Origin of the sequence: Paenibacillus sp. JNUCC32, from assembly GCF_014863545.1 — a bacterium.
Taxonomy (GTDB): domain Bacteria; phylum Bacillota; class Bacilli; order Paenibacillales; family Paenibacillaceae; genus Paenibacillus_AQ; species Paenibacillus_AQ lautus_A.
The window spans coordinates 2,428,761-2,442,699 of sequence record NZ_CP062260.1 but is presented as its reverse complement, the minus strand read 5'-3'; the positions used below and the strand labels follow the sequence as shown (position 1 = coordinate 2,442,699).

Sequence of the window (13,939 nt, the reverse complement as noted above, 5' to 3'; positions counted from 1 at the left end):
AAGAGTGAAAATCGCCGTTCTGACGACATCGCATGCAGCGATGAGGGATTTGTCGCAGCTATATAAGAAATGGGACGCATCTTTTCGCAGTCGTCTAGCGTTATCCGTGTTAAATGTAGAAGGAACATTGTCGGATGAAGAATGGAAGCGGCTGAAGGCAAAGGTAGAGGAAGCGGAGTTTATTATTCATGATCCGCACGGTACGCCGGCTCAGACCCTTTCCCGCATTTATGATCTTTGCCAAGGTCATGAGGCGCAGCAGGTGATTTTAGGAGGGAATGCGGATGGGATTCAAGATTTGTTCCGATTGGGATCGCTGCGTTATGAAGATATTGCCGGAAGCGGTCAACGAGGGGATCCGACGGGTTCTTCCGCACGGATTGATATAAATCAAGATCTCGAGCATTATCGAACCTTACTTGATTACTGGAGACATTCAAGTATCGACAATTTGGAGCATATGCTGGGCTATATCGCTACAACATTTGGCCAAATAACGGATTGGCCGCCGGTGGAACCGCCTTCTGTTCTAGAGACGTTGGGTATTTACGACCCACTCTTGAAGCGACCGTATGAATCTTTAAAGGCCTATCAGAGCGTGACGCCCGTTCGGACCGATTTGCCGACGGTAGCCGTGCTATTTATGGGATACAGCTATCCGCTCCATACCGGTGAAATCGTAGGCGGTATCATTCAGGACCTTCGGAAATTTGCGAATGTCCTACCCATCGCACTCACTTCATTGGTACGCGTCGATCCCCAAAGGCTGCGAAGTTTGCTGATGCAAGGAGGCTCCCAGGGCGGTAAGATCGATCTAATCGTAAATTTTGTTCCGTTCCGGCTTGGCGCGGGGCCTACCGGAGGGAAAAGCGATGAGATCCTATCCTTAATAAAGGAAGTTGAAGCGCCGATGTTCCATCCGTTCTTCTTAACGCGAAGGGAACGGGAAGAATGGGAAGGCTCGCTGCAAGGTTTATCGCCTTCCGAATTTTTGGTCCAAATGATGCTGCCCGAGCTCGACGGGAGCATTGACATGCTTCCGGTTGCCGCATTATCCGGTCGTGAATACGATGAGGAAATGCAGCTTCACACGAAGGAACTGCGGGTCATCGAGGAGCGAGCGCGGCGGTTGATCAGCAGAGTTCGTCGATATTTGGACCTTCGAACCAAGCAGCCGTCGGAAAAGCGTATCGCCATCATCGGCTATAACTATCCTCCCGGAGAGGGGCATTTATTTCAGGCATCGTTTCTGGATACGTTCGAATCCATATCCCGAATCGCGACAGCGATGAAAGATCACGGCTACACGACAGAGGCATTTACCGGAGCTGAATTAAGGGAACGCTTCCTTCGGGAAGGAGCGGTCAATTCCGGAGTCTGGACGGACGAGCGTTGGTCCGTTGAACTTCCAACGTACGACAATAAGGCTTATGAGCAGAATAATAAAGTGTTTGCCAATCGCAGGGATGAGCTTATTCAGCAGTGGGGAGAGGCGCCGGGCAATATTATGACGACGGAGGAGGGAGCATTCAAAATCCCCGGTTTGCTAAGTGGAAACCTGTTTATCGGGGTTCAGCCCAGCCGGGGCGTTCACGAGCATCCCGAGGCTGCTTACCATGACAAGAGCCTTCTTCCGCACCATCAGTATTTAGCCTTTTATCAATACATTCGGGACGAATTCAAGGCGGATGCCATCCTGCACGTAGGAACCCACGGAACCCTTGAGTTTCTGGAGGGAAAAGAGAGCGGAATGTCCGGTGATTGTTTGCCGGATGCCCTGATCCAAGATCTTCCGCATTTCTATATGTATTACGTTGGAAATCCGTCCGAGGCAATGATCGCGAAGCGAAGGTCGCATGCTGCCTTGATCGGTTACCAATCCCCGCCCTTCACGTCAAGCGGATTATATGGTGAATATGTCGAGCTTGAAGCGATGCTGCACGAGTACCGGGAAACGGAACGGCTGAATCCAACGCGTGTTCCCGACGTAAGGAAGAGGATACGGGACCAGGCGGCATCGCTTTCTATGGAAACGGACGATTTGGAAGAGCTCGAAATCGAGCTGTATCGGATTCGAAGATCCGTGATCCCGAACGGTCTGCATGTCGTCGGCGAGGGCTACAACCATGAAGAAGCGGCAGGGCATATGAAAATGATTTTGAGCCATGAGCAGGGAAAACTTGGATCGCTGCAAAGTGTATTTGCGGCATCCATGGCTTGGGATTATGACAGCCTGCTGGAAAACCGGGACATTGAAAGACTGCAACTGCTGGATGAGTGTGTAGGAAAAGCCGTGTTATCCTTTATTCATAATGAAGCCATCCCTGAGCCTCCACAGTTGCCGGATGAAATGAAGGCACGCTGGAACGACATCTGGAATCACGGGTTAACGGCATATCACTCCACCAAAGCGGATATGGAGCTTAAGAACCTGCTGCGGGCGCTGGATGGGGCGTATTTGCCGGTTAGCCTAGCCGGGGACAGCGTTCGTAATCCGGAGGTTTTGCCGTCCGGAAATAACCTGGTTCAGTTCGATCCGCGATCCATTCCAAGCCGGACGGCAGCTGCGACCGGGTTGAAAATTGCCGAGAATACCTTGAAGCTGTACTACGAGGCCCATCAAAAATATCCTGAAACGACGGCACTCGTGATGTGGGGGCTGGAAACTTCGCGGACCCAGGGAGAGACGTTAGGCCAGATTCTGGCTTATCTCGGCGTCAGAATCAAGGAAAGGGGACATTCCATGCATATGGGATATGAAATCATTCCACTTTCCGAACTGAACAGACCGCGAATCAATGTCGTCGTGCATATCTGCGGTTTTTTCCGCGATATGTTTCCGGACCAGCTATTCATGCTTTATCGCATTTTTAGAGAAGTATCCGAGCTGGATGAGCCGATGGATCAAAATTGGTTCAAACAGCACTCGGAGTTGCTGTACCGACAGCTGCGCAATGCCGGCGCCGGGCACGACGAGGCTTGGGATTTGGCGTGCGCCCGCATTTACGGACCTGCCGAAGGAGAATATGGAACGTCCGTAACCAAGCTGATCGAGACCAAACAGTGGGAAGAGGAAAGCCAAATAGGCGCGTCATTTATGAACAGCCTGAAGCATGTATATAGCGCCAACTACAGAGGCAAGGAAATGCTTGAGCTGTATCAGGCCAACTTGGCGGCCGTGGATATCGTTTCGCAAATTCGGAGCAATCATGAGCACGAAATTACGGATTTGGACCATTATTACGAATTTTTCGGGGGGTTGGCGAAATCGGTAGAAATCGTTAAGGGCAGTCGAGCGGAAATGTATATCACCGATACAACGCGCGAGCAGGCATTAACGGAAGAAGTACGCAAATCGATTCAGCGAGGCGTTCGAACCCGCTTGCTTAATCCCAAGTGGATGGACGGATTGCTGAAGCACGACTTTCACGGGGCACAGAACATAGCCGACCGAACGGAAAACTTGCTCGGTCTGGCAGCGACAACGAACCAGGTGGATTCCTGGATCTTCTCTTCGGTTCACAAGGAATATGTTGCGGACGAACAGCGCAGCAAGCAAATGCGGGACAATAACCGTTCTGCATATCACAGTATGCTGGAAACTCTGCTGGAGAGTCATCAACGGAATTATTGGGACGCGTCGGAGGATGAATTGGGAATGTTGCGTGATCGTTATTTGGAGCTTGAAGGGGATCTGGAAGGCCGTAATACCTAGGTCGTAAAGTGAAGATCCACTATGCCAAACGGGGAAAACAGGAATGATATCATAATCATCCCTGTTTTTTTATGTTCCGGTTCAGGATCATTATCATTATTATTTACGGCTATTGTTATTGTTTTTGCCACAATTCTCCTCGAACATCAACAGAAAAAACAGTATAATAAAAACAAACAAAATTAAACAAAAACATTCGGATAGGGCGGTGGCAGGAATGAATCAGGATTTTGTGCATCCGGCAGATCAGCTTCTTCTCTTTATCAATCGCATTTACAACCATGGGATGACAACCACGTCGGGAGGCAATTTGTCGATCAGGGACCAAAACGGGGATATATGGATTACGCCAGCGGGAGTGGACAAAGGGTCGCTTAACCGGTCGGATATGGTATGCGTGAAGGAGGACGGCAGGGTAGAGGGAATTCACAAGCCTTCCAGCGAATTTCCCTTTCACCGGCTCATCTATCAAGCCCGCCCGGATTTGAAGTCGATCATTCATGCCCATCCGCCTGCACTGGTTTCGTTCAGCATAGTAAGGCGCATTCCGGATACAAGGCTGCTTCCGAACGAAAGGCAAATCTGCGGCGAGATCGGAATCGCGCCTTATGCGCTGCCCGGAAGCAAGCAGCTTGGGGAGAACATCGCAGCCGTCTTCAAGCAAGGGATCGACACGGTCATGCTGGAGAATCACGGGGTCGTGGTCGGGGGAGAGGACCTATTTCAAGCGTTTCGTCGGTTCGAAACCCTCGACTTCTGTGCACGCCTTGAGATTGAGGCACGTCGAATCGGTAAACCGGTCCTGCTTAACGATGAGGATTACGAAACCGTGCGCAACAAAAGCACGCTGCAGATGGATACGTTCATCCGCGATTCCTGCACGTCGGAAGAAAAAGAGCTGCGCCGCGATATGTGCGGATTGATGAAACGCGCGTATAAACAGGGATTGTTCACCAGCACGCAGGGCACCTTCTCCCATCGATTGCAAGGAAACGATTTTGTCATCACGCCCTATGGCAAAGACCGCAATGATCTGGAACCGGAAGACCTCGTCCGCATAGAGAACGGCAAAGCGGAAGCGGGCAAACAGCCGAGCAAATCCGTTTTCCTCCATGAAGCGATCTATAACACGCAGCCGCATGTCCATTCGGTCATCATCGCGCATCCTCCCAACATTATGGCATTTGCGGTCACCGACACGGCCTTCGATTCGAGGACGATTCCGGAAAGCTATATATTGCTTCGCGGAACGCCGAAGCTCCCCTTTCATGCGGTGTATAACGAGCCTGAGCGTACCGCTTCGCTGTTTAAAGCCAATACGCCGATTGCCATTGTGAACAATAACTGCGTAATCGTTGCCGGTCAAAGCCTGCTCAACGCTTTTGATCGATTGGAAGTTGCGGAGTACAGCGCGAAATCCATTTTGTCGGCGAGAACGCTAGGCGATGTCATCCACATCGATGATGAGCGAATCCGCGAGCTTGAAGCAGCATTTCATCTGGAATCATGAGCAAGAACCTGGCGTTCATGATCTATAGCCTTTAAATGAAGGAAGAGCAGCAGAGTTGCCGTGAATGATACGCGGCCATCTGCTGCTCTTTTTATTATGCTAGTTGAAATCCGGTTATCATGCTATTTGGTCCATGAACCGACCTTATAAGCTCCGTCTGAAAGCCGGTTTGTGTTAGCGAAATCAATCGCCGGCTGGTTCGTCGATGGATCGAGAATCGCAATGGCTAATTCATAAGTACCGCTCGGCAGTGTATTCGTAGGAAGAGAGCCTGTGACCGTGTGCTGCCCTGTTCTCCAGGTCGTTAAGTCCGCCGATGTGGTTTGGCGTGCCACGATCTGGCCGCCGCTGCGCAGCTGGATTTCAAGAGGCCAATTGAACGGGAAGTGTTGAACCCCCTTATTCTCCACCGTGACGGATACCTCGAGCGTGCTTCCGCTATTTACTTGCGGGTATGCAGCCTTGTTTAAGACAAAGTGATAACCCATTCGTTTCTTGAGCGTATCGATGTTGCCTTGCAATGGATTCCCAACCGCCAGGGAAGCCGGAGAATTCGGTCCCAGCCAGCTTGGCTTGCTGAGCTCGGTTTGCCGAAGGGTCTCATTGAAGCCGCTGCCTGACGTAAGCGCAGCATTCATGCCATAAGCACCGCCATAAAATTCGCCGCCGGAGACGCGAGTATCCCAAAAGTTTGCATGTGCGGGTTGCTGCTGGCCGATGTCATCCCAATATCCGTTCTGGGTGCCTGTATACCAGCCCCAATCGGAATCGAAGCTCGGCTGATCGCCGAAGACGTCATTGTACATTCCCAGAATCAAACCCTTGTTGTTATTCTTGGCCAGCTCTACGCTGCGTCTAATCAATAGCTGCGTGTGATCCTCCTGATCGGCAAAGGCATCGATATAATGCTGAATATATTGGTTGGATATGCTGTTCGGGGGAAATGCCCCCGTATAGTTGCTTTCCCCGTTCGGTCCGACATAAGGCCAGGTATGGAATTCGGCCCAATGTCCGAGCGAACCGATTTGCACAAAAGCGATCGGGCTATCCGGGGAGTCGTAATGGTCCGCAATCGCCTCGATTGCAAGTTTGTGCCTGGCGATCAGATAGTCGGAACTGTAATTAGGAGAGAAGCCCGTGTTGTTGCCGTCTCCCATGCCTCCAGTATCGTCGCGATAGGCCTTGCCCGGCGATTGTCCCAGGCTTGCCATGTCGTTGTACAGCCAATCCGGGATATCCCGGTGAGCCACGCCGGAAGGACTGTCCAGAATAAAGCGAAGGATTACCTTGACGCCGCGGCTTTTCCAATAGTCGAAATGATTGGAGGCTTCAATCGCACTGAAATCATAATTGCCCTTCGTCGGCTCAAACTCCTTCCAAGTCACGCCGGCATATACCAGCCGATGAGGTTGAGGATAATTGGTAGATTTCGCGGATGGAGCCCAGCCTTTAAACGGGTTATTCAACGGATCATTCAGCTCGGTTGGATAGAATTCGATCATATTGCCTCCCGGATGATGTGCTTGTAAGGTATAGACCGGAAGCGGCTGGTTCTGAGCCGGCAGGCGGTGCATATCCGAATTGTTATCCAGATACCCGATGCTCACGCTGCTGCCTTCGCCAAGTCCAAGCGTAGAAAGAGGGATCGCTGCTTCAATCACGGATGAGGAACGTACATATTGAGAAGAAGTCAGAGACGATGAAAAATTCCAGCTCCAACTGCTTCCATTGCCTGAGTAGTGGTATAAGGTTTGGTTCTCGAGAAGCCACTCAACGCCTGTCGTGCCCCAGCCAAAAGCTTGATATCCGGTAGAAGCATTCCCGTCCGTATTCAACCAGAAGCTTCCCATCGTAGTGCTAAGGCCGGAGCCTTGCACAAGCAGATAAAGATTCTTGTCGTCATGGGAAGCCTTTAAGATTTGAGCCGTTCCCGTATTCGTGGATAGGGCCGGAATGCCCTCCCAGTCGCTCGGATCGCCGTCAACAACGATAGAGGCAGAAGCAGCTTCCGCAGACCAAGTAAAGCGGGGAAAAGGGAATAAGGCAAGTAGAATGGCCGTCATGATAATTAGGGCAAACGGCTGCTTCCAATGGATACCCCGTGCTTTCATGTCAAACCTCCTCACAGAATTGTTCTTTTACTCTCAAGAAATCGAATCCTTCACCTCCTTTCCGAGCCAGGCAATTAACAATTCGTGAATACGTGCAACGGTTCCAGGCGCTTGTTCTGAAAAAGCATGGGACGCCGTTAAGTTTCCTCTTGCCAAAAAAACCGTTTAAGTTGAGCTGCGTGCCACCAAGCGGGTAGGCAAAATCACCTTTTTGGGCAGCAGCTTGTTTCCGTTGATTCGGTCGATTAAGTTATCGACAGCTACCATGCCGATTTCTTTCATCGGCACATCGATCGTAGACAGCGGCGGATTGGAATACTTGGATACCTCAATGTTGGATAGCCCAATAACCGCTACTTCGTCAGGAACGGAAATACCGTTGTTATACAGGCCGTTGAGGGCGGCCATAGCCATTAAATCGCTGCCGGCAAAGAAGGCAGTCGGGAAATTTCGGTTTGTACATAGATGATTGATTTTTTCGATGCAGACCGCCTCATCCCACATGCAATCAATAACCCAATCGGGATTGACCGACAATCCGGCAGCATGCATGGTTGCGTAGTAGCCCCGATAACGACGGCTGTCTTTGAGGTTGCTCGATAATCCGCTGCCCCCGATATATCCGATTCGGGTATGGCCTTTTTCAATAAGATGGCTGACGGCCATCGAAGCGACATTGTAATGATCGTAGCCGACATTGTCGATATCCCCGCGTTCCGTATCGATACCTACGATGTACGGGACCTGCTTGCGAATATATTCGTAGGTCTCGTGATCGAGCGATTCCATGAGAATGAGGCCGGTAATCGGTTCGCTGAATGTATTAAATAGGATCTTGCTGTCGTTCAATTCAATTCCCGTCCGGATAAAGGACATGTTGTAACCGGCGCCAAGCAAGCGTTCTTCCACGCCGGATAAGATCGACATGAAGTAGGGATCGTTGTATTTATCCTTGGTGACGCTTAAGACGCATCCGATTTTGATATGCGATTTGCTTTCGGCCGGATCCTGAGCAGAAACCTTCCGCTTGGGCCCTGATGCGATTTTATAGTTCAGCTGCGTAACGGCTTGCCAAACCCTTTCCCGGGTTTCGTCCGTGATTTTATACTTCGTATCATTGTTTAACACTCTGGACACGGTGGCTGTGGATACATTTGCAAGTTTAGCAACATCCCGAATCGTACTCATGTATAAACACATTCTCCTTTTAAGTTACTAATAATCGCCATTTTAGAGTTTATAGGAATGTTACATTGTTAACAATGATTTGCTTTTATTATAGATTATGTTACGTTGTTTGTTGCGCAATATTGTTACGTTACTTCATTTTACATTCCTCCTTAATCAAAATCAAGAGTAACATGTATATTCCATGCGTTGTCACTAGAAATTTCGAAGTATTTCAAAATTGATATTGCCAGATAACATGCGAATGATATAACATGAAATCACTAAACAAATTGTGTAATAAAACAGATTCAACGTAACAAACAACGTAACAAACAGAGAGTTCTGTTTAGTACATGGGGGAGTTGGGATATGAACAAGAGAGTTACGGTTTACCCTATGATATCGGATGAAATGTTGACCAATCCGGGTATTGGCTTTACCACGGCGCCGGGCTTGATGGGAGATCCGGAACGGATTGTTGATAACCGGGGGGAAGCGCAGCGCAAATACAAGTTTGCGGAAGACAGCAGGACGTACAACCATCCGGACAGCAAAGTATATTTCTGTAGCGTTCGTTGGCGTGACATCGAAACGGATAAAGGGAGTTACGACTGGATCGTGCTGGAAGAAAAGCTGAATTACGCCAAATCATTAGGCTGTACTGCCGTGGTGCGCTGTTCGCCATATGCATTAAGCGAAGAAGACGATATTCCGTCTTGGTTCCGGGCCGAATATCCGGAGGAGCCCGAGTTTCCGTTCTGGAGAGTAGACCCTCTGACCACCCCATATGCCGAGTATTGGTCTGATTTCATCAAGGCGTTTGCCGCCCGCTTTGACGGCCATCCGCTTATCAGCTCGATCGATTTGACCATAGTCGGAGCCTGGGGGGAAGGCGGCGGAACCGAATTTCTAACGACTGGCGCGATTAAGCAGATAACGGATGCTTACTTGGACGGTTTTAAAATAACGCCTCTCCAGGCACTGCTGCATGATCCGCTGTCGATCCGAATCATAAATGAACGCAAAGCCAAAGTCGGATTTCGCGTGGATTGCTTGGGGGATATGGGCGGCTTTCATGGCGATCAATGGTCGCACATGACCGATTTCTATCCGCAAAATATTCAGAATTTTGAGATGGGCGATGCTTGGGAGAAAGCGCCGATCCTGTTCGAAGCATGCTGGCATATGAATGACTGGTATCTGCAGGGCTGGGATATCGACTATATCATACAGGAAACGCTCAAGTGGCATATTTCATCCTTTAACAACAAAGGGACGGTAGTACCGGAACCGTGGAAAGAGAAGGTCAAGGCTTGGATTAACAAGATGGGCTACCGCTTCGAATTAAGGAAATTCGCGTACGATTCGATAGCGTTCGTTGGCGGAGAGCTAAACATCGATGCGTTGTGGGCTAATGTCGGCGTCGCTCCGATTTATCATCGTTATCCGCTGGCGGTGAGGTTAACCGGCCAATGTCGATCGTATACGCTTCATAGCAGTGAAGACATCAGGGAATGGCTCCCGGATGAGGATATTGCTTGGACAGAAAGCTTTTCGCTGCCGGACGATATGCCGGCGGGCGAGTATGCGCTGGAGATTGGCATCGAAACCAGCGTGAAGGAAATCGGGAATATCCAGCTGGCAATCACGGGATATCAAGACGGCTTTTACCCGATGGGTAAGCTATTCGTCGAAAGGGGGAGGCAGGCTAATGGAAAGGCCGATGAATTATAAAGAAGTAACAGCGATCTGTGAATTTGATTATCTGCCTGATGGATTGGAAGCAAAATATGATCGCTATCTACCGGATGGCGAGCCCTATCTCATACCAAGGGGCTTCTTGAATGGAATCTTTGAGCGATATCAGACTCCCGAGGAGACTCGGCAATGGATTAAACAGGGGATTTTAGCGATAGAGGAAGACGCCGTATTGTTTCATTTCACCAAATTTTTGGTGGAGGATCTGTGCTCGGCGCGCAATCGCTGTGATGAAGCCCATTATACCAATATGACGCCCGCATGCATGAAGAAGTACGGCGAATTATATTCATTTTTGTTGCTGCTAGCCTGCGTGGTGCCTTCCATGAAGATGCTGGAGAAGCGTTCCGTACCCCTAACCTATTATGAGGACATTCCACATCAACCGCTGAAGCTGCAAATGGAAAAATTGGCACTGCAGGGCGATGCCAAGGTTCATGATTTCCCGTGGGTGATGAATTTCTATACCTGCTCCATCTTTCTGTTGGACCGCTTCTATTTTATTCCGTACCGATTCGAGGATTCCTTCACCATGTTCCGCCATAGGGATACGCAGGAAGTGCTTGCCCTTCGCCATCCCGGAGAGGATTTCCGCAGCGATGGACAGCGGAACGGAATCAACGATGTTTATGATTCGCAAGGCCGCTTCACATCGGAATGGCAGGAGAATGCCGAATTCATCATAGCGAATCGGATCAATCCCATGGGATTCGTCGAAAGAGAAACAACGCCAATCTTAAAGAAGGACTGGGATACCGTGCTTCAAAAAGGGGATACCCTGTTGGCGCTTCACATTCCTTCCGGGCCCGGGTACACGCCAGACAGGCTGAGGAATTCCATGGCGATGGCCATCGGGTTCTATGATCGATATTTTCCGGAATTGCCCATCAGAGGCTTCTGGAGTTCAAGCTGGCTTTATGATTCCAGGCTCTCGCTCGTTTTGGACAATGATAGAAGCAATATCGTCCACGTTCAACGGCAGTTTTATAATTATCCCACCCATGAAGGGGACGGCATGCTGCGCTATGAAGTCTTTGGAGACCGGAATGCTGATCCGGCGTTGAACACCAGCGAATATACGACCTCGCTGCAAAGAGCGGCAGCTGAGTATATGCGGACCGGGGCCAGATTCAATACGTTAAGCATGATCGTGCTGAAGGAAGATATCGGCCGGATTGGCAGCATGCCTTATATAACCGACGCAGATATAGAATTGTTCCGCGGAACCGTTGACAGCCATTTACAAAGGAGCGAAGAGGATGGGGAAATATTCGCTTGAGAGCTACGAGAAGTACAAAACCGTCAAAATCAGGCCGAAGCCCTTATCGGTCAAGGAGTATGATACAAGCCACGGTCGATTCGAATATGCGGCTTTTGCATGGAAGGAACTAGAACCTGCGCGAGGAGAGTATAAGCTCGGAGGGATCGACAAGGTATTGAAAGCGATTACGAATCCTGTTCTTTTCCTGACGCCGGACCTGCCAGAATGGACGAAGGATAACCACGAAGCATGTTATGCGGCATTGATCCGAAAAGTCGGGAGTATGATCGATTCGGATAAACGCCTTGCGGCCGTCATGATCTCGACCTTGGCAAACAGCAAGGAAGAATGGAACGCCTATATCGATTCCTTTGGATCCCAGGTACTGCTTGCAGATTTGCAGAATGAACCACTGATTCGATATTTAAAGGAGCGCGGCCGCGGCTTTGGCTTGCTGGTGAAGTGCGGCGAGGAGAATTGGATCGAATGCTGCGAAGCCTTTGCCAAACATCATTTGCAGCGGGTATGGAAGAGCTACCCGGTGTTCCTCCATGCGACCGATGAAGCTGGCGGTTCCCATATCAGACGGGAAGCCTTTCGCTGGCATGCCGGGATGTCCAACGTAAACCTAGGGCTTGGTTACAACCTTGCTTTACGTCGGCTAACCTACCCGGAAACGGTGTCCGGCAGCGGGAGCCTGCCGCTGCGATTCTGGTTCGTAAACTCGGGAAGCTCAAGAATCTATCGAAAATTTCAGCTGCGGCTGCAGCTAAAGCAGGAAGACGTGTCCCATGAATTTCCGCTGCACGCGGCAACGCATTCCTGGTTAACCGGCGACCTTGTCCATAACGAGATCGTACACTTGCAGGACATCGCGGCGGGAACCTATTCGCTTGGCATAGCGCTCTGTTTCGAAGACCGTTCTTCACTCACGCTGAATATACAGAACCGGCAACAGGATGGTTTTTATGAGATGGGTACGATACAAGTCGAAGCCGCCCGCGAGGATCCGCTCAAGAATATATGGGACACCTATTATCCGGAAGGATATTATCCCCTGGAAGATCCCCAGATGCCGGGACAAGAATAATCGATCTAGACAAATACGAGCTCGCTGGAGGTTATGGAGTTGAAACTAGCATTAATTGGTGCAGGACAAAGAGGCATGATCTATTCAAGGCACGCTTACCAAAGCGAGGAAATCGTGGCGGTCATCGAGCCGGATGCCGGCAGAAGAAAGGCAGCGGCGGATGAGTTTCAGATTCCGCTGGAGAAACAATTTGCATCCGTGGATGCGTTTTATGCAATGGGGAAAATTTGCGATGCCGTCATCATCTCTTCCATGGACAAGGACCATTACGAGCAAACGATGATGGCGCTTGATCTTGGCTATGATATTTTGCTCGAGAAGCCCATTTCACCAAGTCCGGTAGAATGCATGAGAATTCAGGAGAAAGCCAATGAAAAAGGACGCAAGGTGATTGTATGCCATGTACTCAGATATACGAACTTCTTTGCGGAAATTAAGAAAATCATCGATAGCAATGAACTCGGGAAAATCGTGACCATACAGCACAACGAGAACATCGGCAATTTCCATATGGCACACTCCTTCGTAAGAGGCAATTGGAGAAGAAGCGATCTGGCGAGCCCGATCATTATGCAGAAATCCTGTCATGACATGGATATTCTATCCTGGCTTGTGGACAGCGGGGCGAAGCGTATCTCATCGTATGGAAGCCTTACGTATTTCAAAGAGGAGAATGCACCGGCAGGCAGTGCGGAACGATGCCTCGATTGTAAGGCAGCCGCGAACTGCCGATTCGACGCAAGAAAAGCCTATTTGCCGATAAGGGGCCAATGGCCCGCTACCGTCATTTCGGCGGATCAGAGCGAAGAGGGACTGCTCCAAGCGCTAGCAACGAGTCCTTACGGACGCTGCGTATATCGGCTTGACAATGATGTATGCGACCATCAAGTCACCCTGATCGAATTCAAAAACGGGGTAACGGCAACGTTTAATTTAAGCGGATTCACAAACAAAATGTACCGTACGCTCAAAATCATGTGCGAGCATGGGGAAATCCGAGGCGACGATAACTTGAACATTATCGAAGTCACCCGCTTTAACTCCAATATGGCAGAACCCGTACAGCAAACCGTCATTCGGCCGGCAACGGTGAGCGGCGGACATAACGGCGGCGACACCGGTCTGATGAATGACTTCTTGGAGAATCTGGGGAATGCCGACTTCAGCAGCAGATCCTCCATCGACATGTCCGTTGAAAGCCATATGATGGCCTATGCCGCGGAAGAGGCGAGAATTACCGGTACCGTGATCGATCTGGATGAACTAAAGATGAAGCTGCAGCAAGGCATTACAGCATAGTCGTGTAATCACATGCAAAGGGGTG

At 50.0% G+C, this 13,939-nt stretch carries 8 protein-coding genes; 6 read left to right on the top strand and 2 right to left on the bottom strand.

Annotated features, from left to right (window positions below; genetic code table 11):
- The first annotated feature begins 4 nt into the window (after positions 1 to 4).
- Positions 5 to 3,715 carry a cobaltochelatase subunit CobN gene (locus JNUCC32_RS10915; protein ID WP_192572017.1) on the top strand — a complete coding sequence of 1,237 codons (3,711 nt, stop codon included), beginning with the start codon at positions 5 to 7 and terminating at the stop codon, positions 3,713 to 3,715.
- Between the two features lie 217 nt (positions 3,716 to 3,932).
- Positions 3,933 to 5,225, top strand: coding sequence for a class II aldolase/adducin family protein (locus JNUCC32_RS10910; protein ID WP_192572016.1), 1,293 nt, complete (start codon positions 3,933 to 3,935; stop codon positions 5,223 to 5,225).
- 122 nt (positions 5,226 to 5,347) lie between these two features.
- Here the strand turns inward: JNUCC32_RS10910 and JNUCC32_RS10905 are convergent, their stop codons facing one another.
- Both JNUCC32_RS10905 and JNUCC32_RS10900 read right to left on the bottom strand, forming a co-directional pair.
- The gene (locus JNUCC32_RS10905; protein WP_192572015.1) at positions 5,348 to 7,336 is read right to left on the bottom strand and encodes a DUF4832 domain-containing protein; all 1,989 of its coding nucleotides are present in this window, start codon (positions 7,334 to 7,336) and stop codon (positions 5,348 to 5,350) included.
- A 165-nt stretch (positions 7,337 to 7,501) separates the two neighbouring features.
- The gene (locus JNUCC32_RS10900) at positions 7,502 to 8,524 is read right to left on the bottom strand and encodes a LacI family DNA-binding transcriptional regulator (protein WP_192572014.1); all 1,023 of its coding nucleotides are present in this window, start codon (positions 8,522 to 8,524) and stop codon (positions 7,502 to 7,504) included.
- A 351-nt stretch (positions 8,525 to 8,875) separates the two neighbouring features.
- On the opposite strand from JNUCC32_RS10900, the gene JNUCC32_RS10895 reads away from it, so the two are divergent.
- Genes JNUCC32_RS10895 through JNUCC32_RS10880 form a run of 4 tightly spaced genes read left to right on the top strand, consistent with a single transcriptional unit; the run spans position 8,876 to position 13,914 of the window.
- Positions 8,876 to 10,240, top strand: coding sequence for a DUF4832 domain-containing protein (locus JNUCC32_RS10895; RefSeq protein WP_192572013.1), 1,365 nt, complete (start codon positions 8,876 to 8,878; stop codon positions 10,238 to 10,240).
- On the top strand, positions 10,218 to 11,543 hold the full coding sequence (locus tag JNUCC32_RS10890; protein WP_192572012.1) for an acyltransferase domain-containing protein: 1,326 nt from the start codon (positions 10,218 to 10,220) through the stop codon (positions 11,541 to 11,543). Before JNUCC32_RS10895 ends, JNUCC32_RS10890 begins: the two co-directional genes overlap by 23 nt.
- A complete protein-coding gene (locus tag JNUCC32_RS10885; RefSeq protein WP_192572011.1) occupies positions 11,524 to 12,615 on the top strand; it encodes a DUF4832 domain-containing protein in 1,092 nt (363 codons plus the stop codon). The genes JNUCC32_RS10890 and JNUCC32_RS10885 overlap by 20 nt, the downstream gene beginning before the upstream one ends.
- A 33-nt stretch (positions 12,616 to 12,648) precedes the next feature.
- On the top strand, positions 12,649 to 13,914 hold the full coding sequence (locus tag JNUCC32_RS10880; protein WP_228468935.1) for a Gfo/Idh/MocA family protein: 1,266 nt from the start codon (positions 12,649 to 12,651) through the stop codon (positions 13,912 to 13,914).
- Positions 13,915 to 13,939: the final 25 nt, after the last annotated feature.